Origin of the sequence: Oceaniovalibus sp. ACAM 378 (assembly GCF_008085915.1) — a bacterium.
GTDB lineage: Bacteria > Pseudomonadota > Alphaproteobacteria > Rhodobacterales > Rhodobacteraceae > Oceaniglobus.
In genome coordinates this window covers 1-22,282 of sequence record NZ_VSJK01000003.1, presented here as the reverse complement: position 1 = coordinate 22,282, position 22,282 = coordinate 1, and the positions used below count along the sequence as shown (strand labels likewise).

At 59.6% G+C, this 22,282-nt stretch carries 21 protein-coding genes and 2 pseudogenes; 12 read left to right on the top strand and 11 right to left on the bottom strand.

Going from position 1 to position 22,282, the window contains the following annotated elements; all coding sequences use genetic code 11:
- Nucleotides 1-68: 68 nt before the first annotated feature.
- The 3 genes from FQ320_RS04080 to FQ320_RS04070 form a co-directional block, all read right to left on the bottom strand.
- Complete coding sequence (locus FQ320_RS04080; RefSeq protein WP_148470340.1) at nt 69-1,346, bottom strand: hypothetical protein; 1,278 nt, start codon at nt 1,344-1,346, stop codon at nt 69-71.
- Nucleotides 1,347-1,422: 76 nt separating this feature from the next.
- Nucleotides 1,423-2,475 carry a type II glyceraldehyde-3-phosphate dehydrogenase gene (locus tag FQ320_RS04075; protein ID WP_148470338.1) on the bottom strand — a complete coding sequence of 351 codons (1,053 nt, stop codon included), beginning with the start codon at nt 2,473-2,475 and terminating at the stop codon, nt 1,423-1,425.
- A gap of 106 nt (nt 2,476-2,581) precedes the next feature.
- On the bottom strand, nt 2,582-3,535 hold the full coding sequence (locus tag FQ320_RS04070; RefSeq protein WP_148470336.1) for a DMT family transporter: 954 nt from the start codon (nt 3,533-3,535) through the stop codon (nt 2,582-2,584).
- 161 nt (nt 3,536-3,696) lie between these two features.
- On the opposite strand from FQ320_RS04070, the gene FQ320_RS04065 reads away from it, so the two are divergent.
- From FQ320_RS04065 to FQ320_RS04025, 10 genes are all read left to right on the top strand, one after another.
- A complete protein-coding gene (locus tag FQ320_RS04065) occupies nt 3,697-4,101 on the top strand; it encodes a hypothetical protein (protein ID WP_148470334.1) in 405 nt (134 codons plus the stop codon).
- Between the two features lie 291 nt (nt 4,102-4,392).
- Entirely contained in the window at nt 4,393-6,822 is a 2,430-nt protein-coding gene (locus FQ320_RS04060; protein ID WP_148470333.1) for a heavy metal translocating P-type ATPase, read from the top strand.
- Nucleotides 6,819-7,376 carry a hypothetical protein gene (locus tag FQ320_RS26820; protein WP_370513012.1) on the top strand — a complete coding sequence of 186 codons (558 nt, stop codon included), beginning with the start codon at nt 6,819-6,821 and terminating at the stop codon, nt 7,374-7,376. The genes FQ320_RS04060 and FQ320_RS26820 overlap by 4 nt, the downstream gene beginning before the upstream one ends.
- Before the next feature lie 181 nt (nt 7,377-7,557).
- Nucleotides 7,558-8,586, top strand: a complete 1,029-nt coding sequence (locus FQ320_RS04050; protein WP_187393765.1) for a cytochrome D1 domain-containing protein — start codon at nt 7,558-7,560, stop codon at nt 8,584-8,586.
- Between the two features lie 126 nt (nt 8,587-8,712).
- Nucleotides 8,713-11,097, top strand: coding sequence for a phosphoketolase (locus FQ320_RS04045; RefSeq protein ID WP_148470329.1), 2,385 nt, complete (start codon nt 8,713-8,715; stop codon nt 11,095-11,097).
- Entirely contained in the window at nt 11,094-11,696 is a 603-nt protein-coding gene (locus FQ320_RS04040) for a histidine phosphatase family protein (RefSeq protein ID WP_148470327.1), read from the top strand. The genes FQ320_RS04045 and FQ320_RS04040 overlap by 4 nt, the downstream gene beginning before the upstream one ends.
- Nucleotides 11,697-11,856: 160 nt before the next feature.
- On the top strand, nt 11,857-12,876 hold the full coding sequence (gene gnd / locus FQ320_RS04035) for a phosphogluconate dehydrogenase (NAD(+)-dependent, decarboxylating) (protein ID WP_148470325.1): 1,020 nt from the start codon (nt 11,857-11,859) through the stop codon (nt 12,874-12,876).
- Between the two features lie 54 nt (nt 12,877-12,930).
- On the top strand, nt 12,931-14,241 hold the full coding sequence (locus FQ320_RS04030; RefSeq protein ID WP_148470323.1) for a glucoamylase family protein: 1,311 nt from the start codon (nt 12,931-12,933) through the stop codon (nt 14,239-14,241).
- 18 nt (nt 14,242-14,259) lie between these two features.
- A complete protein-coding gene (locus FQ320_RS25500) occupies nt 14,260-14,424 on the top strand; it encodes a hypothetical protein (RefSeq protein WP_187393784.1) in 165 nt (54 codons plus the stop codon).
- Between the two features lie 12 nt (nt 14,425-14,436).
- Nucleotides 14,437-15,048, top strand: a complete 612-nt coding sequence (locus tag FQ320_RS04025; protein WP_148470321.1) for a trans-aconitate 2-methyltransferase — start codon at nt 14,437-14,439, stop codon at nt 15,046-15,048.
- 16 nt (nt 15,049-15,064) lie between these two features.
- Here the strand turns inward: FQ320_RS04025 and FQ320_RS04020 are convergent, their stop codons facing one another.
- Nucleotides 15,065-15,445, bottom strand: a complete 381-nt coding sequence (locus FQ320_RS04020) for a cytochrome c (protein WP_255509361.1) — start codon at nt 15,443-15,445, stop codon at nt 15,065-15,067.
- A 133-nt stretch (nt 15,446-15,578) separates the two neighbouring features.
- Between FQ320_RS04020 and FQ320_RS04015 the strand changes: the two are divergent.
- Nucleotides 15,579-16,118, top strand: a pseudogene (locus FQ320_RS04015) (DUF3489 domain-containing protein).
- A gap of 281 nt (nt 16,119-16,399) precedes the next feature.
- Here the strand turns inward: FQ320_RS04015 and FQ320_RS04010 are convergent.
- The 5 genes from FQ320_RS04010 to FQ320_RS03990 form a co-directional block, all read right to left on the bottom strand.
- Nucleotides 16,400-16,840 (bottom strand): CBS domain-containing protein, encoded by a 441-nt coding sequence (locus FQ320_RS04010; RefSeq protein WP_148470319.1) that lies wholly within the window; start codon nt 16,838-16,840, stop codon nt 16,400-16,402.
- A gap of 13 nt (nt 16,841-16,853) precedes the next feature.
- The gene (sdhD, locus tag FQ320_RS04005; protein WP_148470317.1) at nt 16,854-17,237 is read right to left on the bottom strand and encodes a succinate dehydrogenase, hydrophobic membrane anchor protein; all 384 of its coding nucleotides are present in this window, start codon (nt 17,235-17,237) and stop codon (nt 16,854-16,856) included.
- Complete coding sequence (gene sdhC, locus FQ320_RS04000) at nt 17,234-17,611, bottom strand: succinate dehydrogenase, cytochrome b556 subunit (RefSeq protein WP_148470315.1); 378 nt, start codon at nt 17,609-17,611, stop codon at nt 17,234-17,236. The genes sdhD and sdhC overlap by 4 nt, the downstream gene beginning before the upstream one ends.
- A gap of 17 nt (nt 17,612-17,628) precedes the next feature.
- Nucleotides 17,629-18,474, bottom strand: a complete 846-nt coding sequence (locus FQ320_RS03995) for a succinate dehydrogenase iron-sulfur subunit (protein ID WP_148470313.1) — start codon at nt 18,472-18,474, stop codon at nt 17,629-17,631.
- A 163-nt stretch (nt 18,475-18,637) separates the two neighbouring features.
- Nucleotides 18,638-18,976, bottom strand: a complete 339-nt coding sequence (locus tag FQ320_RS03990; protein ID WP_148470311.1) for a DUF6522 family protein — start codon at nt 18,974-18,976, stop codon at nt 18,638-18,640.
- A gap of 690 nt (nt 18,977-19,666) precedes the next feature.
- Between FQ320_RS03990 and FQ320_RS03985 the strand changes: the two are divergent.
- Nucleotides 19,667-19,876 (top strand): annotated as a pseudogene (locus tag FQ320_RS03985) (transposase); the annotation flags it as partial.
- Nucleotides 19,877-19,900: 24 nt separating this feature from the next.
- Here FQ320_RS03985 and FQ320_RS03980 read toward each other — a convergent pair.
- Nucleotides 19,901-20,860 carry an NAD(P)-dependent oxidoreductase gene (locus tag FQ320_RS03980; RefSeq protein ID WP_148470309.1) on the bottom strand — a complete coding sequence of 320 codons (960 nt, stop codon included), beginning with the start codon at nt 20,858-20,860 and terminating at the stop codon, nt 19,901-19,903.
- Nucleotides 20,861-20,915: 55 nt separating this feature from the next.
- Nucleotides 20,916-22,151 carry a tripartite tricarboxylate transporter permease gene (locus tag FQ320_RS03975; protein ID WP_187393764.1) on the bottom strand — a complete coding sequence of 412 codons (1,236 nt, stop codon included), beginning with the start codon at nt 22,149-22,151 and terminating at the stop codon, nt 20,916-20,918.
- Nucleotides 22,152-22,282: the final 131 nt, after the last annotated feature.

The window sequence follows — 22,282 nt, the reverse complement described above, 5'->3', positions numbered from 1 at the left end:
TATCAAAGATCACTACTCGTCGGGGCCTGCGCCGATCGGCCAGAATCCACCCTTGGCACGGTCGCTTTTCAGACCACGAATACTGGAGCGAACCCGCCTCCTGGCGTCCTGAAATTTGTGGTCTGGCCCTGATAGAGACGCGCAGCCACCAGAAGCACGCGGCTGTCATAGGTATAGAGCCGGACATCCATCTTCCGCACCTGAGGTACGTCGTCGATCTTGATCATGCGTTCGCTGGGCCGAACCAAGGTCTGGGCGACGTAGCCGCCCCGTTCGATTTCTGCCCAGACGCCTTTCGTCACCTTGTCGCCACGGTACACCGCCTTGCCGCCATGTCCACCCATCGGCTTGAAGAACAGGCCCTTACGCGACTTCCACATGTCATCGGCGTTTTCAGGAGTGACGAGGACAGTGCGGGGGATCGATCTGAGCCGGGCCAGATGTGTCGGATCCAGACCCCAATCTTCGAGCACCGTCGGATCGGAGAGAAGTGAAAGGTTGCGCTTGTCGGCGAGAAGGGCGTGGTTGTGCGGATTTGGCGTCACGACCACCGCGCCATCACGGTAGGCCTCACGTAGCGCCCGGTACTCTGGCTGCTCAAACGCGAAATCGGTGACCCGGTTGTAAACGAGATCGATTGGTTTTCCCTCGACGCTGAGCTGGCCACCCTCATAGCGGAGGTTGCTGGCGTCCGCGATAACCGCGTCGATACCGCGCGCAGCCAGAACCTGCCGCACGAGCACAAACTCGGGATAGAGGTATTGTTCCTCCGGATTGTCGTCGACGATGGCGATCCGATGTGGTGTGCCGGTTCCGCGTTGGCGCACCCATTCTTCCTGAAACATGCGAACCGCCGCGTACCCAAAGGTTTGCGGCACCAACGGCATGTCCATTTCGGCACAGCACGCGCGCTGCGCCCTGGCGAGAAGGGCATTGAGGAATGCTCCGCCGGCATTGGTATTGATCTCGATCAACCGCGGCCCGTCCACGCCAAGATGGAAGTCGTAGCCCATCAACGCACCGATCGGACCGTGATCTTCGCATGAGATTTCGGGGGCCCATGACAGAACCGCAGCCTTGTATGAAGCGAGCCGGGTCGTCGCTTCGATCGCAACGACCACCGCCTGCATGTCGGCCACCTGGCTGGCCGAAAGGAACACCGGGACGTTCGCGAACAAGTGGGCCTTGGGGCGGATGTACGCCTCGCAGAACTCCGGGTCAGCGGCCTCGTGCTCCAACGCCTCGCAAAGTAACTGACGGTCGAGTGTGACACAGAAACAGTTCTGGTTCAGCCGCTCCGAAAGGGTGTGATCCGCACTGGAGGAAGTGGCGTCTGGATCGCTCATCGACCGCGCCTCTGTTGCTGCGCCCAGTGCAGGCGGGCTTCAATTCCGAGAGGGGCGAGGAATATTCTGACGTTCCTCATTGCCCCAGCGCCTCGGTCAGCAAGCCGATCCCGAGCGTTGCGTTGGTTTTGGCGATCGACTCTTCGGCTTTGCTGATCGTTCCAGTCAATGCCCGGATCGCGTCGATGGTCTCGGGAATGACGATGGCCTGATTATCAACCATGTAGGCGTAGAACAACTCGTCGCCTTCCACTTTCAGCATATCCGACCAAAGCGCCACTTCGTAAAGGCTGTCATGCGGGCGGCCGAGGTCGGCCATCAGTTCCTTGACCGTGTTAAGTGCCGTCAATCCGGCATCCATGCGGATTAAAGCGATCCGTGATGAGGCGGAAAAGGCAGCGAGCACCTCCTCCTTGGAGGCTGGTCGGGTCAACTGCACCGACCAGTAATGCAAATGCGCCAGGGTCTCTGGCACCTTGACCGCCATTGTGATCACATCGAGGTCAGGGTCCACGCTCTGCGCATCCGGCCCTTGATGGCTGGGAATCTCGGGCTCGGGGACAAGTGTGTTCATGATACCGCCAAGGTGGCTTTCCCATGGATCCGTCGCCCGGCGCAGCAGCGTCCCGCGTGCGCGATGTAGCAGACCCGTGTGCTTCAGCGCTGTAAGGGTCCTGACGATCGATGTTGTATTACAAGAGACGACGCGCGTGCTGTCCCGGTTCAACGCGCTGGCATAGCTGGTCTCGGCGACAAAGGAATGTCCGGTCACCTCGTGCTTTTCGCCCCCCTGCACAATGAATTTGATGCCTCTTTGTCGATAGATGTCGACATTGACCGCCGCGATTCGCTTTGGCGTGCAGTCAACCACCAGATCACTCGCCGCGAGCAGATCATCGAGGTTCCCGGCGACATCGAGACCGGCGTTCCGCATCGCCTCTGCATGGTCCCCGGTGGCGCCGCAGAGGCGAAACCCTTTCTGCATTGCCATCCGCGGGCGCCAGTCGACACTGATATCCGCCACCCCTGCAAGTTCCATATCGTCCTGTTGGGCCACGGCGTCGGCGACACGCTTTCCGATCACGCCATAGCCATTGACGGCGACCCGGATCTTTTTCGCTGCATTCATCGGTTTCTCCTTGCGCCGGATACACACCGCTTTGAGGTGTCGCTGTTGATATGCGGTAATCCGGCAAGTACTGCGTTAAACTGGGTCAGTTAGGGCTCATCGACAATCACCTTCGGCGTACATCCTCGCACAACGGTTCGATTTTTTTGGTCGACGAATGCGTGGATGGAACTTGGCGCCGCAGGGCTACACCGCTGTCCCGCTGCACCAGCATAATACCGCCCAGCACCAGGATGACACCCGCGATCTGGATCACCTCGAGTCTCTCACCGAAAAAGGCAGCGCCGATCATGAGACCGAAGATCGGCACCAGAAATGTGAAGGCATTTGCCCGATTGAGCTTCACTTGCTTCAACGCCTCGAACCAAAGCCAGAATGCAAGCGCTGATCCGAAGACCGCGAGAGCCACGAGGATCAGGACAAATTTCGTTGACCACGTCAGCGATGAAACATCTTCTGTCATCATGGATATGAGTGCCAAGGGTACCGCACCGACGAGGAACTGAAAGCCCATTGCCATGATCGGGTCAACCTGACCAGTGAGGCGCTTGATGGCAACATTGCCCACGGAAACACCGGTTGCCGCGACGACGACATAGGCGATACCGAGGGAGTAGCCTTGGGTGTGGCCAGCGCCGAGGCCCGGCGAGGCGATGACGACGATACCAGCCAAGCCGACCGCCAGCCCGATCTTTCCAATTGCATTGAGACGTTCACCCAGGAAGACATGCGCGAGAACCGCCGCAATGATCGGCTGCACGTTCACGATGACAGTCGCGAGTCCTGGCGAAACGAACTCTGCCGCGTGGAACATACCGAAAAAGCCCATGCTCGTTGCCCCGAGCCCAACCGATACGATCAGGATCCAGGAACGACCACCGACAGGTATCGGACGATGAAGAAGCAATCCGAGGGCAATCAGGCAAACCCCGGCCAGCGCGGCCCGCAAGGTCGCGAAGGCGAGATGCGGCGCCAGATCCAGGCCTATGGTGATGAGCGGAAAGCAGGAGGCCCAAAGCACCATGACCGCAAGGAGGCGCAGGGCGGCACCGATGGTCATTTCTCAAGTATCATGCTTCGGCCCCTTGCTGGGATTTAGAAGGTGAAGTCAGAATGTAGTCTCACCGGTCATTGCTGAGTTGATCTAGATCAGTGTGTAACTGGGACGGGTATTCTATGTTACAATTGATCCGGATTCATTTGGGATAGGCAGAATACCGCATGTGGCAACCCCGTACATGGCTGCGCAGAAAGGATCCGCTTTTTGCGACGTGGGGCTTGCGGCGCTGTCTTGTTTTGCTGCTGGTGTTTGCCTTTTCAACGTCAGGCCTCGTCCATGCCAATATGGGCGACCACGCCGCATCCGCAGCATCACTTTCGTTTAAGCTCGCAACTGTGGAACACGCGTTGACCATAGAGCAGCATTGTGCCGATGATGCGGATGAAGCCCATGGCACCCTCTGCTGCAACACCAGCGTATGTTCGTTTTGCACGCCGCTGATCTCAACGGCGGCCATTGCAAGGGCAGCGGTTGCTGATGTTGTTGTGGTGCTGCTCGATGAGGTTCATCCCGGCCTCGCGCCGTCGCCCGGTTTCCGTCCCCCGAGTCTCTCCGCGAACGTCTGAGCCCGCGCGCTATTCCCAGCGCGGCTTCCCCTGCTGCTGATATCGTATCGGCCTGCCACGGCGATACCCACCCCGACCAGCAGCGAGCGTCTTCGACCGCTATCAGGTCTGGTCCGGCAAATAGACACGTAGAAACGGCGTTGGCATAAGCAAACTCCGCGGGTGGGGTCTGGGTCAATCGCGCAATGAACGGCAGGTCGTGCAAGCGCGATCCGCAATGAGAGCCGCTCTCGATCGACCGACGCTGAGAGAACTGATGCCGCACTTGGTGCCCACACGAAGGATGACAGAATGAAAACGAGCGTAATCAAAGTGGGCGACATGTTGTCGGTGTGGAGCCTCGACGAAGTGGAAAGCCGGATTGGCGAGGTGCCTGACGTTGAAAGTGTTACGGTGAATTTCGCAGCGGAAAGCGCCACGGTTCGCTATGACGAAACCCGCGTTGCGGTTGCCGATATTAAATCGACTGTACGTGAGCTTGGCCTGCAACGCGCCAAACAGGCGAAAGATGTGCCCGTTGCCGAAGATCTGCACACCGACAAGCACAAAGGCCACTTAGACAAGGGCGAACCGGATGCCGCGGTCGTGTCGACCGGGCCGAAGTCAAAGACCGATATCCCTGCCGCCACGCTGGGCGCACACGCAGGCAATGACCGACACGACGACAGGGTGTCGGATGCATCGACACCCTCAACTGACAAGCAGACCGACAGGCCGAAACAACCATCCGGCCATGCGGGCCACGAAAACCACGACAAACACCAGGGCCATTCTCCCGCGATGTTCCGGGACCGCTTCTGGCTGTCGCTGGCTGTCACTGTTCCGGTGGTCATCTGGTCTGCCCACATCGAGGATTTGCTGGGCTACCAAGCCCCGGCGTTCCCCGGATCAGACTGGATGCCGGCTGTCTTGTCCACGGCCGTATTCCTCTACGGCGGTCTGGTCTTCCTGCAAGGCGCGTGGCGAGAGTTGAAAGACCGGCTGCCGGGGATGATGACCCTGATCTCGCTCGCCATCACGGTTGCCTTCGTGTTCTCATGGGTTGTTCAGCTTGGATTTATTGACGCGAGTGCGCTGTGGTGGGAACTGGCAACGCTGGTCACGATCATGCTGCTCGGCCACTGGATCGAGATGCGGTCCATAAATCAGGCCGAGGGCGCCCTGAAGGAACTGGCAAAGCTTTTGCCGGATACCGCAACGAGGATCACCGATGCAGGCGAGGAAGAGGTCGCCATAAGCGCCTTGCAGAACGGCGACCTGCTTCTCGTGCGCCCGGGTGAAAGTGTTCCCGCGGATGGGGTGGTTCGCAAGGGAACAAGCGACATCGACGAGGCGATGATCACTGGCGAATCGCGACCCGTGAGAAAAGGCGAAGGCGACGAAGTGATCGCCGCGACGATCAACGGCGAAGGTTCTCTGCGCATCGAAGTCACCGGAACGGGCGACAAGACAAAGCTGTCCGGCATCATGCGGCTGGTGGCCGATGCGCAGACGTCCAAATCCAGAGCGCAGCATCTTGCCGACCGCGCAGCCCGGCTTCTGACGGTTGCCGCGATCGTCGCTGCCGTCTTGACTTTCGCCGCGTGGCAACTGGCCGGGGCAGAGATAGACTTTTCCGTGGTGCGGATGGTGACGGTTCTGGTGATTGCCTGCCCACACGCATTGGGGCTGGCGGTGCCGCTCGTGGTGGCCATATCCACGACGCTGGGGGCGCAGAACGGGCTGCTTGTGCGGGACCGGCGTGGCTTGGAGGAGGCCCGCAATCTCGACACCGTAATCTTCGACAAGACGGGCACGTTGACGCTGGGCGAGTTCCGGGTTGTCGCAATGTCCGTCGCGGACGGCCTTTCAGAGAATGAAGCGCTTCGGATCGCGTCCGGTATTGAAGCCGAGTCCCAACATCCGATTGCCCGAGGGATCGTGAAGACTGCGGAAGACAAAGGCATTGCGGTCCCATCAGCCGACGGCTTCCGCTCGATCACCGGAAAGGGTGTGGCAGCAACGATCGACGGCGCAGAATACCACATGGGCGGCCCGGCGCTCCTCAAGGCCGAGAATGTCCAAGTGCCGCCAGCGCTTTTGGAGGCCGCCGGGGCTGCGGCCGACCGTGGGCAGGCGGCGATATATCTGGTTCGCGAAGGCAAAGCGCTTGCCGTCTACGCTGTGGCGGACGCGATCCGCGAAGAAAGCCGCGAAGCCATCGCAGCGCTGCATGACCGGGGGATCGAAGTCGCCATGCTGACCGGCGACGCGCAAGCCGTGGCCGATGCCGTCGCCAAGGAACTTGGCATCGACACCGTGTTCGCGGAAGTGTTGCCAGAGGAGAAAGCCTCGAAGGTCCGGGAACTTCAGGCCCAAGGCAAGAAAGTCGCCATGATCGGCGACGGCGTCAACGACGCCCCGGCCCTGGCCACCGCCGATATCGGGATCGCGATCGGGGCGGGCGCGGACGTCGCCGTCGAGGCCGGCCACATTGTGCTGGTGCGGTCCGATCCGCGTGACATCCCCCGGATCATCACCCTGAGCCAAGCCACATACCGAAAGATGATGCAGAATCTCTGGTGGGCGGCAGGTTATAACATCTTCGCTATACCCCTTGCTGCAGGCGTTTTGGCACCGTGGGGCATCGTGCTTACCCCCGCGATCGGCGCGGTGCTAATGTCGGCGAGCACAATCGTGGTGGCGATCAATGCGCAGCTGTTGAAGCGGGTCAGGCTATGAACGCGTCTGCAGGCCAACCTCACTTGAAAGCCGTGGATTTGGTCAACAGCATCGCCCTGCACGGCACCGTTGCGATTGGTACCAGCATGATGATTGGCGCAGGCATCTTCGGGCTGAGCGGTCAGATCGCCGAGCTGGCGGGACCGCTGTTTCAGCTTTCCTTCATCGCGGGCGCAATTGCCACCGCATTCAGCGCCTACACCCACTTCAAGATGTCGAACGCTTATCCCTTGTTGTTTGTCGCTCTGTTGCTGGTGAGCGGCGTAGTTGTCGGCGGTGTACCAGCAATCGCGTCGGGATCAGCGAACGCGCAGAAAGTTGCGGCAGTGACGGCGCATCCCGTTCCGTGTTGCGATCAACCCAGTCAGAAGACGCATCATAGCGGGTCAGGGATGCATATCGCTTGTGCCTTCTGCGCGCCGACCCCGCACTCCTTCGAGCAGGCCGTGCCCCGCGCCACTGGCTCAGATATCTTTAAGCGAGACTTTGCCATGACGCTGGGTCGAAACGCAGCACCCGACCCATTTCCACCCAAGATCATCTCAACTGCGTGATGCCGTGGCCTCCTCAGGGATGCCAATTCGTTGGACCCCGGCCTCAATCGGTCGGGAATCAGATCTTAAAGGAAAAGCCAAAATGATACACGAAAATCGGGCCCTTCGGGGCGCAGACCGGATCCTCGGATCCATTCATCCTCATGCTGGCAAGATGCGTCGGCGTAGTCTGATCGTGGCGGTGACCGCCGCCACGATCGCCTGGGGCAGCGCCGGAATTGCCCAGACCGTGGCGGCCCTCCCGGCAGGCGGCATGGTTTTCACCGCGGACGAATATAGCAGCACCCTCAGCCGGATTGATCTGGCGAGCGGCGATGTCACCACCGCTCCGGCCACGATCGTGCCTCACAATGTGCAGATCAGCCCCGATGGCAGCCTGCTGCTTGCCGTTGGTCTTGCAGCTGGTGGCGGCGATGAACATGGCGGAGAACAGACCCCCGGCTCCATGGAGGGCATGGAGGGCGCAGGCGAACTGGTCCTGTTCGATCCCCAAGACCTTGCCGCAGGTCCGATGGCGCACATCCCGGTGGGAATGCATCCTGCGCATGTCATCACTGACATCGACGGCAAACGCGCCTTCGTGACCAATGCCGAAGATGACACGTTGAGCGTCATCGACCTGGCCTCGCGAGAGGTCATCGCGACGGTAGCCACGGGGGATTATCCGCACGGTCAGCGGACAAGCCCCGATGGGCGCGTGATCTGGGTGGCGAACGTGAATAGCGGCAACGTATCGGTCGTCGACACCAGCACGCTGAAGGAAGTGGCCCGGATCGATGTCGGCGTCACCCCGGTGCAGGTTGGTTTCCTCCCTGACGGCAGCCGCGTCTATGTCTCGCTGCGCGACAAGAACAGCGTGGCGGTGATCGATACGAAGACGCAAACGGTTATTGCGACCGTTGAAGTCGGACGCGGCCCGATCCAGCTCAATGCCACACCGGATGGGCGCTTCGTTTATGTCGCCAATCAGGGAACCGAAGCCATTCCTGACGATACGGTGTCAGTCATCGATGTTGCTACAAATAGTGTCACGGCAACAATCCGCACCGGAAGCGGCGCGCATGGCGTAGCGGTCAGCGGCGACGGTAAAGATGTGTTTGTGGCCAACATGTTCGATGGGACCGTCTCGGTGATCGACGTTGCAAGCCAAACGGTTCTTGCCAACATTCCCGTCGGTAAAGGAGCAAGTGGCATCACTTACCGACCTTGATCCGGTCGAGATCCACACGCCGCATTCGGAAATAGGCGCGGCGTGCGGCACTCTCGCGCTTACCATTGTTTCTCCATCCAATTCGACACGTTTTACCCCGGTACACCCATTGCGAGGAATAGCACCATGAACAAGCCGCTGTCGCCCGACCTGATACAAACGATGGACGCCTATTGGCGCGCAGCCAACTATCTCTCCGTTGGCCAGATCTATTTGCACGACAACCCTTTGCTCGAAATTCCCCTGAGCCTTGAGCATGTGAAGCCGCGACTGCTTGGCCACTGGGGAACCACCCCTGGGTTGAACTTCGTCTATGTCCATTTGAACCGTATTATCAACAACCATGACCTGAACGTGCTGTATGTCACCGGCCCCGGGCACGGTGGCCCGGCCCTCGTGGCCAATACCTATCTTGAAGGGAGTTACAGCGAGTTCTACCCGGACATCACGCAGGATGAAGCAGGGATGAAAAAGCTGTTCAAGCAGTTTTCCTTTCCCGGTGGCATCCCCAGTCACGTCGCAGCAGAAACACCGGGCTCCATCAATGAGGGCGGGGAGCTCGGCTATTGCCTGTCACATGCCTATGGTGCCGCCTTCGATAACCCAGACCTTTTGGTCGCGTGCGTTGTTGGCGACGGTGAGGCGGAAACTGGTCCACTCGCCACCAGCTGGCACTCGAACAAGTTTCTCAATCCGGTGCATGACGGTGCGGTCCTGCCGATCCTGCACCTGAACGGCTACAAGATTGCGGGCCCCACCGTACTTGCCCGTATTCCCCGTGACGAGCTTGAATCCCTGTTCCGCGGCTACGGCTACACCCCGCATTTCGTCGAAGGCGACGATCCAATGGAGATGCATCAGCTGATGGCCGCGACCCTCGATACGGTGATCGCAAGCATTCGGGAGATCCAGACAGAGGCACGTGCGAATGGGTTCAAGGTGCGGCCGCTCTGGCCGATGATCATCCTGCGCTCGCTGAAGGGATGGACCGGCCCGAAGGAGGTGGACGGCAAACAGACCGAGGGCACATATCGCTCGCACCAGGTGCCGATGGGCGACATGAGCCACCCGGGGCATGTGAAAATACTGGAGGAGTGGCTGGAGAGTTATCGCCCGCGCGAACTTTTTGACGAGACCGGCAGGCTCAAACCCGAACTTGCTGAAATGGCTCCGCGCGGGACACGGCGGATGGGCGCCAATCCGCACGCCAACGGCGGTCTGCTGTTGCGTGAGCTGACCCTGCCGGATTTTCGCGACTACGCGGTGGAGATACCGAAACCTGGCAGCGTGAGCGCCGAAGCGACGCGCATCCAGGGCCAGATGATCCGCGACGTGGTTAAATTGAACCCGGAGACGTTCCGTGTATTCAGTCCGGACGAAACGGCGTCGAACCGCTGGGGCGCGGTGTTCGAGGTGACGAACCGTTGCTCGACCGCAGAGATTATCCCTGGCGACGATCACGTCGCACCGGACGGCCGGGTGATGGAAGTTTTAAGCGAACACCAGTGCGAAGGCTGGCTCGAAGGCTATCTGCTCACCGGCAGACATGGCTTTTTCTCATGCTATGAGGCCTTCATCCACATCATCGACTCGATGTTCAACCAGCATGCCAAATGGCTCGACGTCGCCAACCAGATTCCATGGCGGCGACCAATTGCGTCGCTCAACTACCTGCTCTCTTCACACGTGTGGCGGCAAGATCACAACGGTTTCAGCCATCAGGATCCGGGCTTTATTGACCATGTCATAAACAAGAAGGCAGAGGTCGTCCGCGTCTATCTTCCGCCCGATGCCAATACCCTGCTGTCGGTCACAGATCATTGCCTGCGCAGCCGGAATTACGTGAATGTCATCGTTGCCGGGAAACAGCCATCGCCGCAGTGGCTCGATATGGATGCAGCCATCCAGCACTGCACCGCCGGGCTGGGCGTCTGGGATTGGGCCAGCAATGACGAAGGCGGCGAGCCGGATTTCGTGATGGCCTGCGCCGGGGATGTGCCGACCATGGAAGCCCTGGCTGCGGTCGATATCTTGCGACAGCATTTCCCCGTGCTGAAAATTCGGGTCATCAATGTGGTGGACCTGATGACGTTGCAGTCACAGAGCCAGCATCCGCACGGCCTTAGCGACGAGGATTTCGACACCCTGTTCACCAGGGACAAACCCGTCATCTTTGCCTACCACGGCTACCCCGCGCTGATTCACAAGCTGACCTATAATCGAACCAACCATCACAATCTGCACGTTCATGGATTCAAGGAAGAGGGAACCACCACGACACCCTTCGACATGGTGGTGCTCAACGAACTCGACCGCTTCCATCTGGCCAAGGCCGCTGTTGACCGCGTGCCCGGATTGGGTGCAAGCACCGCCGATTTCGCTCAATTCATCGACGACAAGCTCGTTGAGCACGCGCGCTACATCCGGCAACACGGCGAGGATATGCCTGAGATCCGCAATTGGAAATGGGGGTCGAATGGTGCAGGGCCCAAAAGCCCCGTGCGCACATGAGCGGCGGCGTCCTTCCACAGATCCATCTTGTCCGGCATGGCGAGACCGCCTGGAGCCTTACCGGGCAGGCGACCGGTCGCACGGATATTCCGCTGACCGATCGCGGTGAACGGGATGCGCAGAAACTGGGGGGGCTATTACAAGGGCAGAGCTTCCTCAAGGTTCTTACCAGCCCGTTGCAACGCGCCCGGCAGACGGCGGTGTTGGCGGGTTTCGGCGATCGGGCGGAACTCGATCCCGATCTGATGGAATGGGATTATGGCGCAAACGAAGGCAGGCGCACGGCGGAGATCCAGGCCGAGCGACCAGGATGGAGCTTGTTCAAGGACGGTTGCCCGGACGGAGAAACACTGCAAGCCGTCAGTGATCGCGCGGACAATGTGATTGCCCGGACCCGGATGCTCGACGGCAACGTGCTCGTCTTCGCCCATCGCGACCTCCTGCGCGTCCTCGCGGTCCGCTGGCTCGGCATTCCTGCGGCAGACGCCCGCCATCTCTATCTCGACACCGCCACACACAGTATTCTGGGGTATCACCACAACCTGGAAGAGCCGGTTATTCGTCTTTGGAACGAAGGCCAACGACGCAACGTTCGTTAACCAGTCGGTTCCAGGTGAGCAAGCCATCCGGGTTTTTGCAGGAGTCCTGGCGTCGAAGTCGATGTTGTCCGGCGTCCCTGAACCGGAATTCACGCACGCCCCCCTCACCCGGGAATAAAACGCGCCCATCTGACAATCCGCTCTGAAAAAGGAAAGTAACATGCAAATCGGAATGATCGGTCTTGGACGGATGGGGGCAAACATGGTGCGGCGCCTGCTCAAGGAAGATCACCAATGTGTGGTTTTCGACAAGTCATCCGAAACGGTGGGGTTGCTGACACAGGAAGGCGCTATCGGGACTTCGTCGCTAGCGGATTTCGTTGAAAAGCCGCACAAACCGAGGGTAATCTGGATGATGGTTCCGGCTGCGTTGGTCGAGCAACTTATCGCGGACATTCTGCCACTGCTCGATCCTGGTGACATTCTCGTCGACGGTGGGAATTCTTACTACGTCGACGACATGCGGCGTGCCACTGAACTTGCGGCCAAGGGGGTTCACTACCTCGATTGCGGCACCAGCGGCGGCATCATGGGGTTGGAGCGCGGCTATTGTCTGATGATCGGCGGGCCAAGCGACGCGGTGAAACACCTTGATCCGGTGTTCAAGACGCTGGCGCCGGGAATAGGCGACATCCCCCGCACTCCAGGACGGGAGAAGCTGGGCGGCACAGCGGAACATGGCTATTTGCACTGTGGCCCAAGCGGTGCGGGTCACTTTGTAAAGATGGTGCATAACGGTATCGAACATGGCCTGATGGCATCGTATGCCGAGGGCATGAACATTTTGAAGCACGCCAATGTAGGCAATAGCGACCGGATCGCCGATGCAGAGACAACCCCGCTCCGCAATCCCGAGGCGTTCCAGTTCGATCTCGATCTTGGTGATATCGCGGAAGTCTGGCGGCGGGGCAGCGTCATTTCCTCGTGGTTGCTGGACTTGACGGCGACCTCCCTGAGCAAGGATCCAACGCTCGCAGCGTTTGGGGGAAGTGTGTCGGATTCCGGAGAAGGCCGATGGACGATCAAGGCGGCGATCGATGAAAATGTCCCAGCTCCGGTGCTCAGCACGGCGCTATACGCGCGTTTCAGCTCGCGCGGCGAGGCGGATTTTGCCGACAGGCTTACGTCCTCGATGCGATTTGAGTTCGGCGGACATCTCGAAAAGTCAACCGATCGGTAGGGCTGCGACAGGGGAGAGACGCGTTCTGTCGGCGTTTCCAAACGGAGGACCATCATGAAGCGGCAACCGCATGCCAGCCCAGCAGATTCGGGGGACGAGAGACTGGATGCGTTGCAGCGTCATGCATTCGACTACTTCCTGAACGAAACCAATCCCGCGAATGGCCTCGTGGCCGACAAATCGCAGGCGGACTCCCCCTCGAGCATCGCGGCTGTGGCTTTCGCGCTCGCGGCCTATCCCGTCGGTGTCGAGCGCGCGTGGATCTCGCGTGCCAACGCAATCGAGCGGACTTTGGCAGCGTTGCGGTTCTTCTGGAACAGCCCGCAGGGCACGGGCTCTGACATGACTGGGCACAAGGGCTTCTACTATCACTTTCTTGACATGACGACCGGGCGGCGTGCAGGCGATTGCGAGCTGTCAACCGTCGATACCGGCTTTCTGCTGGCCGGTATGCTCGCCGCCGCGAGGTATTTCGATCAGGACAGCGAAGACGAACACGAGATCCGGACGCTGGCCGACGCTCTCTACCTCCGGGCCGACTGGCAATGGGCGTGCAACGGTGGTGCGACGATCACCCACGGGTGGACTCCCGAACGCGGATTTCTGCCTTACCGATGGGAAGGTTATGACGAGGCTGCCCTTCTCTACGTCCTCGGCTTGGGCTCGCCAACCTTTCCCCTCGCTGCGGAGAGCTACGCGGCATGGGTCTCGACCTACCAATGGAAGGAAATCTACGGCTACGAATTCATCTATGGCGGCCCACTGTTCATCCACCAGTACTCGCACATCTGGATCGACTTCCGCCGAATCCAGGATGCATACACCCGAAACAAGGACATCGACTATTTCGAGAACAGCCGTCGCGCTACCTATGTCCAGCGAGAGTATGCGATCCGCAATCCGCTTGAATTTGCGGGCTACGGAGAAAACTTCTGGGGGTTGACCGCGAGCGACGGGCCCGGCTGGACGACGCGCCGCATCGATGGCATCGAACGCAACTTCTTCGACTATGTCGCCCGCGGCGCACCCTACGGCCCTGACGATGGCACGGTGGCGCCGTGGGCCGTGGTGGCGTCGCTGCCGTTCGCCCCAGAAATTGTCTTGCCGACGATCATGCATTTTCAGGATGTGTATCCGCAAGTTACCGGCGAATACTGCTTTCGGTGCAGCTTCAATCTGAGCTTTCAGAACGAAGCAGACGCCGGTTCAGGTTGGACGTCGCCCTATCACTTCGGGATCAATCTCGGTCCCGTGATACTCATGTATGAGAATTACCGATCAGATTTTTTGTGGCGGCTGATGCAGGCCTGTCCTTACGTGGTCAACGGACTGCGACGCGCAGGATTCACCGGCGGTTGGCTTTGACGGCTGACCGGGGAGCTGATGCGACGCAGATATTCTGCGCCACCAAACCTGCCGTCCAAGTCGGCGGGGTTGCTTTATCCCGTCACTGGGTTTCTGCTGTCGCCGAAGATCGCGGCGGCGGTGAGCCTCTCGCCGGTTTCGATTATCAGCAAGACGCTGCGGATGCGGCGGGTCGGTCTGTGAAAGGGCACGAAGGTGGGTGACAAGCCGGACAGATGGGAAGGCGTCTATCGGACCAAGGCGGAGGCCGAAACGAGTTGGTTCGAGGACCGCCCTCAAGTATCGCTCGATCTGATCGCTTCGACCGGGGCGACACCCGATGCGGCCATCGTCGATATCGGGGCAGGATCGTCACGGCTTGTGGATTGCCTGCTCGACTTGGGGTTCCGCCAGATCACGGCGCTCGATCTTTCGGAAACGGCACTGGCAAAGACCCGAGCGCGTCTGCCTGACGATATGCCTGTCACTTGGGTCGTAGGAAACGTTCTGGATTGGCAGTCGTCCGGGCACTTCGACGTCTGGCATGATCGGGCAGCGTTCCATTTCCTGACTGAACCGGCCGATCAGGAAGCCTACCTGCGCGTAATGGACCGTGCCTTGGCATCTGGTGGCCACGCGATCATCGGCACATTCGCACCCGACGGTCCGGAAAAATGCAGCGGCCTGCCGGTCGCGCGCTATGACGCTGCCCTGCTGGCGGAAAGGTTGGGGCCGGGTTACCGGTGGGTGACGTCAATCTACCATAATCACCGCACGCCGTGGGGTGCCGTCCAGCAGTTCCATTTCGGCCTGTTCAGGAAGGTTTGAACACCCCGCCCATTCGTCAATCGACCCACGCATCCTGCGACCGCTGCGCCTGCGTCGCGCGAATGCGGTCGGGCCAGGTCGACTTGATGTAGTCAAGAATGGCCGTGATCTCGCTGTCGGTCAGCACCATTCCAAAGTCCGGCATGCCCGAGGTGAAGGACACGTTCATATCGTCCACCACCGCCTGCCCGCCACGCGTGATGTAGTCGGTCAACATCGAATCGTCATGTTGCCAGGTATGGCCGGATTCGTCATGCGGCGGGGCAAGGTAGAGGCCGCCTTTATCCGGGCTGCGCCATTCCGGTTGGCCCTGCAATTCTGCGCCGTGGCAGGATGCGCAATGTTCGACATAGAGGTCGCGCCCGTCCCGAACCTCGGCATCTGCAGCATCAGTCAAAGCGAGAACCATCGCCGCAGATATGGAAACCGACGACGATGTGATCCTTGGGGCTGACGAGTATGGCCACAATGATCTGCTGTGCCGCATCGCAACTTTCCTTGTTATCCACGACCAGTAAGAGGAACCCACCATGAAGAAACTGACTGAAACCCAAACCGTCATCCTCAGCGCCGGTGCCCAGCGCCCCGACAATAGTGCTCTGCCGCTGCCAAAGAGGCTGCACGGTGCGGCGGCGAAGATGGTCATTAGCAAGATGATCGAGCGTGGATGGCTGCAGGAAGTCGACGCCAACCAGCGCCGGGGCTAACCGCTCTGGCGTGAAACCGGCGATGGGCATGGGACTACGTTGGTGGTCGCGGATGTCGGGCTGTTAGCGATTGGGATCGAACCGGTGGTGCTTCAGGCGGAGGTCGCGATCAGCGAACAGGCGGCTGAAACGCTCGTGCCAAAACCGCCGACCCAGCGTGCGGGCACCAAACAGGCGCTACCGATCGCGATGCTTCAAGCGGACGAAGGCTCCACGATGGAGGCGATTATCGCCGCCACTGACTGGCAGGCACACAGCGCGCGAGGGTTTATGTCAGGTGCTTTGGGTAAGAAAAGGGGGCTGGTCGTGACGTCTTCGAAGGAAGAGGGAAGGGGACGGGTGTATCGAATTGGTGCAAGCTGAAACTCAGTAAGACCGTTTTTGCAATAAGTTTTGCCGCGATAAGCACGAGAAACGCAAATGCGCTCATCGGCCTGAATTGCGCTGGGCATGTCGCAGTTCTTCGCTGTCGCTTGTGCCGATCCTTGCTTCCATGTGCTGAACATTTTGTCCTCCTTTCATGCTTATGATGGTTAAAGGTCGAAAGGAAAACACGCGTTAGGTATCGAAACAAATGCGAGGCTGGCCCTCGCCGTTGGCTTTCCGGATTAAGTTTCTGTCACCGTCCCATCGACACAGTCAGATCAGCGATAGCCGACGTTCATCACATAGTTGAACAGCAGATCCTCTTCATGCTGGACTTCATGCCAGAGGTTCTGAAGGACATCGCGGGCGTTCAACACACCGAGAGGTTTGCTGTCGGGATCGACAACCGGGATATTTTTGAGTCGGTGTTTTTTCATCATTTCCCAGACGTCTTTCAACTGGCCCCTGGGTGTTTCTGTCTTGACCTCACGGGTCATGGCCTGGGTCACCGGTGCTGTACAGCTGGCTCCTGTGCAGATGCCGATCTGGCGCACGGCGTCGGTTTTGGTCAGGACGCCGACCATCCGGCCATCGTGGTCGCAGACCAACAGAATGTCATGATCCCGCTCCAGCAGCCTTGCCGCCTGCAAAAGGCTGGCGTCGGATGCGATGCAGTGCATCCGCTTGCGGGCCGTCGGCAGGAATTTCTCGATAAACATGTGATGCCCCGTTCTAACTGGTTATTGCGATCAGCAAGGTTGCCACGATGCCCGCCGCTCCGCCAGCCGCGCAGGCAAGTTGGACAAGGGCGATCACGGCAAAGCGTGCGCGCGAATGAATGTAATCCTCCGCAATGGTCTGAAGCCCAAGGGCTGCATGGTGGAAGGCTGCAATCAGCAACAGGATCATCAGGATCGTGTTGATCGGCGATTTCAGCCAATCTGAGAGCGCCGCGTAGTCAGTCGCGCCACCGTTCGCCAGCGCCCACACAAGCCACAATACCAACGGCACCAATGCGATGGCCGAAACGCGCTGCGCCCACCAATGGCGTGCGGCGTGCCCGGCAGCCCCAAGGCCATGCGCGGCGGAATAGGGCGTAATGCGGGGCCGGGTCATGTCAGCACCCAGAGCCACAGCGCTGAGGTCAAGACCAAGCTTGCCGCCACGACGGCCCAACCGCCAGTGTAAATCGCGCGCAACTCAAAGGCGCGCACGCTGTCCCAGATCAGGTGACGGAAGCCGTTGCAGAGGTGATAAAAGACGGCCAGCGTCAGCAGGAACAGCACGGCACGCCCCGGAATTGACAGCACGACCGCCTGCGCGCAGTCGAACGCTGCCGGTCCCATCGCACCTGCAACCAGCCAGGCGGCAAGGCCGAAGGCGAATAGCGCCAAGGCCACACCGGACAGCCGATGCCCAAAGGACATGACCGAGGTCAGCTGTGGCCGGTAATTTTGCATGTTCGGGGATTTTGGACGGGGATAACTCATGGCGTGCTCCTTCCTATTCAGCCGCCGCGCTCCAGCATCATTCGCTTGATCTCGGCGATGGCCTTGCCGGGATTCAGGCCGCGCGGGCAGGTGCGGGTGCAGTTCAGGATCGTGTGACAGCGATAAAGCCGGAACGGATCGTCCAGCGCCTCGAGCCGCTCGCCGCGCCCCTCGTCGCGGCTGTCGGCCAGCCAGCGCCAAGCGGTCAGCAGGGCGGCGGGCCCCAAGAACCGGTCACCGTTCCACCAATGGCTGGGGCACCCCGAGGTGCAGCAAAAGCACATGATGCATTCGTAATAGCCATCGAGGACTGCGCGTTGTTCGACCGATTGCAGGCGTTCACGCTCGGGCGCGGGCGTTTCGGTTTTCAGCCAAGGCTCGGTCAGGGCGTGCTGTGCGAAAAGATGGGTTTGATCGGGCACCAAATCCTTGATCACTGGCAGATTGGCCAGCGGGTAGATTGTGGCAGGTTCGGACAGCTCATTCATGGCGCGCGTGCAGGCCGTCCAATTGGTGCCGTCGATGGTCATCGCGCAGGAGCCACAGACGCCCTCGCGGCAGGACCGCCGAAAGGTCAGCGTCGCGTCGACCTTCGACTTGATCCAGATCAGCGCATCCAGCAGCATCGGCCCGCAATCGTCAAGATCGACGCGGAAGGTGTCCATCCGCGGGCCCTCGTCGCCATCCGGATCGAAGCGGTAAATGCGCAAGGTCGCGATCCGGGTCGCCCCTTCGGGCGTGGGCCAGGATTTTCCCTCGGCAATGCGCGCGCCTTTCGCCACCCCAAAATCGCGCGGCACCGGAAAGTGGCGCGGCCATTTCAGGCGGGGGACTTCATCCACTTCATCAGAATGGTCAACCATCACATACCCTCAAGCGTTTGCCGGGTGCCCGAAATCAAACCATCATTCATCGTCAGACCTCGCCCGCGAACGAGGCACGCTGATGGCCATAGGATCGCTGGCGAAGAAGCTCTCGTTCAGCGCCTCGTCAAGAAGTGCATCAAGGTGGGCTTTGCGGGTGGTATCAGGGTCTTCCTGCAAATCGGGTGGGGGCGCGTTCTGGCATCGAACCTTTATCGCTGCCTGCCTCGCTGCACGTTTGCAAAACGGCGCTCTCCGCATCGTATTTACTGGTCGACTGCACGGTGCCGTGTTCGTCCACATCGACCCTAATCCCAAACGACACAGAGGCGAAAATCTGATGAGGCTTGTCATCCGCGTCACCTTCCCCCACCTCAAACCACCGGCTGATCGTGCCTATTTCTATGCCGTCATACATCTCCTCGATGCTGATGCCAAATGCGGAGGCTATGGCAGCCATATCGGGCTCAAATCTATCGGCGGGAAGTGTAATTCTTAGCATCGGTTGCCTCCTAATTCCTTGGCGCGTGGTGCCGTCATGCGCGCGCTGCGCTTTCGCATTGACGCACCCCCGTGGCGGAACTGGGCCGCGCCTCTTCAGCATTTACATAACACTTTTTCGTCGGAGGTCTGGCGCTTGATTGCGGCAGGTGATTGACTGTGGAGCCGACGCCAAATCGATCTGGTGTGCTACGGTTGCAGCCGTTCTATTGGCCACGCCGATTATCATATCATTCATTTTGCCGTCCTCTCCGCTTCATATGTGGTTTCACTACCGACATGTTGGCACATTGCGATGCCGTCGGGGAGGGCGGCAACCATCCCATCTATCCATAATGGACACTATCACCCACTCTATCACGCAGGCAGGGCAGTCAGACCGGACGCATACGATCGGCCGCATCCTCGATAACTTCGAGCATCTTGCCAAAAAATGGGCCCCGGAGCCGCGTAAACCAAAAGCCGCACCCAAACGCCTCTGATCAATACGGCGCGCCCACGGCCTTCGCCGAATGCTTACGTTGAACACGCCCCAAGGGATTCGCTTGACGTTGGAGGGGTGCGCCGAGATTCGTTCGCGCCAGATCACAACTTGATCTCCGGTAACGCCTCATCGGCGACCTCGCTGTCGCTGATGAGCTTCTTCTTGGCCATGGCCTCAATTGCCGCGAGGTAACCTATGCTCGTCACCAATAAGGGAATAACGCCCTGCATCCCTGGGCGTAAATCACGCGATAAGCCAATCAAATACGACAAGCGTCGCTACAAACGACGGAACCGGATCGAAATCATGTTCGGCCGACTGAAAGACTGGCGACGGATCGCAACCCGATACGATCGTAGTCCGAAGGTATTCCTATCTGCGATCGCCCTCGCAGCATCCGTCTTGTTCTGGTTGTAAATCAACGAATCTGGAGCCTACGAATTAGCTTCCGAGAACTTCCGGGTTCACGCAATTCAGAGGGGGCTCACCGGCGAGGATCCGGCACATTTCTTCCGCTGCGCCAGTGCTCATCACTCTTGAGCTTGTGGCCGTAATGGCTGCCACATGGGGTGAGAGCATCAAGTTCGGGCAGGAATATATTGGATCATCCTGGGGCAGCGGATGAAGATCATGAACATCCAGTGCCGCGCCGGCAATCTGACCAGTAATGAGGGCATCCCTCAAGGAAGATGTCTCGATGACCGCGCCACGGGAGACGTTGATCAGTACGGCCGTCGGCTTCATCAGGGCGAGGCGCCTTGCATCCACAAGGCCGCGCGTCTCATCGGTCAAGGTACAGCTCAACACGACCACATCGGCCTCCTCGAAGATCCGGTCCAGCTCCACTTCCTGGACACCGGCGGGCAAATTCCCGGTGCGGCGCGACGTGCCGATCACCCGCATCCCGAAGCCATTCCCCGCGATCTGCGCCACGCGAGATCCAATAGCGCCAACTCCGATTATCCCGAGAGTGTCGGGACTGATTTCTGTGGTCTTCTCCGCCCTGCTCCGCGATCTATCCCAGCCCGCGTCCCGTAGATCTCGATCGAAAACGGCGGCCCCCCGGCGCAGGTCAAGAATGGCAGCGAAAACATATTCCGCCACAGCATTGGTGTTGCTCCCGGGGAGGTTGGCGACAACAATCCCTTTGGCCGTGGCCTGAGGGACAGGAATGAAGTCCAATCCGACCCCGTGACGAACAATGCCCTTCAAGCCAGGGGCATGGTCGGCAATGTCATCGGGGAGCTGGGCGCGCACAATAATGCCGCTCACACCCCGCGCCAATTGGCGCAGGGTGTCAGCTTTGGTATCAGGAGCGACAATCAGTCTTGCATGGCGTTCTAGAATTGCTACCCCATCCCCATGGATCGGGTTCGTCAATAAAACTACTTCTTCCGCCATTGCGATAATCCTGTGTTTGCTCGAGGTGCCTGTATGTTCAGTCCCGGCGCATGAGCTACGAGACTGACTCAGCCACTTTGGTGCGGCGCTTGAGGAATTTCATAACCACCGGTCCAAAAAGTGCCACAACCGCGAGGCCAATCAGAAGTGCTGATACGGGTCTGCTGAGGAAGACTGACCAGTCACCACCGCTGATCAGGAGTGCGCGCCGCGCCTCGCTCTCGAGGATCGGACCAAGCACCAAGCCCAGAACGATCGGATAGACCGGGAAGCGAGCCAGAGTTGCGATCACCCCGACGACACCCAGGACGAGCATGACACCCACGTCGAAGATTTGCTTGTTCAGAGCATAGGTACCCACAACCGTAGTCAAAAGTAACGCTGGATAGAGAAGGTGCTTGGGCACATTCAGGATGCGCACCACATAGCGGTAGCCCACGATCGAAATGAAGAACATCATCAGGTTCGCCAGCAAGAACGCTGCGAGTACGGCATAGATCACGCCACTCGAGGAAGCGAAGAGCTGCGGGCCTGGCTGCAATCCGTGGATCATCAATCCCCCGATCAGCATCGCGGTGACCGAGTCCCCTGGGATGCCCACGGTCAGCAGGGGGATAAGCGCCCCGCCGGTCACGCCGTTATTGGCCGCCTCGGAGGCAATCACGCCACCGACCTCACCCTTCCCATAGTTCTTACCCTCCGGGTCGATCCGCCTTTCCTGATCGTAAGCAAGGAGCGAGCCGATGTTTCCACCGAGTGCTGGCACAATTCCGACCCCCACACCGATGACCGATGAGCGCAAGAGCTGCCATTTACGGGAGACGATCTCAGACCAGGGTGGAAGCATGCCCTTCAGGTTAGATGATCCGGCAACCCTCATTTGGGGTCCTGCCATGGCAAAGACGATCTCGGGGATAGCGAAGAGCCCGATCAGAGCTGGGAGGATGCTAATTCCCTGGAACAAGTTGATGGTACCGAATGTCCACCGATCCGCACCGGTGGTGGGGTCGAGGCCAACGATTGAAATGGCAATTCCGATGAATGCGCAGAGGATGCCCCGCACAAGCATGCCTCCCGAGAGGGACACGACGATCGTCAAACCAAAGAATGCCAGTGCCGCGTATTCTGCTGAGCCAAGCTTCAAGGCAAGCTTCGCGAGAACCGGTGCGAATGTGACCAGTGCGATCCAGCCGGTGATGCCCCCTACAACTGAGCCAACCAATGCCCAGCCGAGGGCCCTTCCCGCCTGCCCTTTGCGCGCCATGGGATAACCATCAAGCGTCGTAACCATCGCACTGCGGGTTTCGCAAATTCCCGGACACGGATTTCAGTAATTCCCGGACACGCGTTTCGGTAATTCCCGGACAGTCCCGGGGGGCCTTTGGCCCGGTTGGTCATCGCCTGCGCCGTCGCGGCATTCTC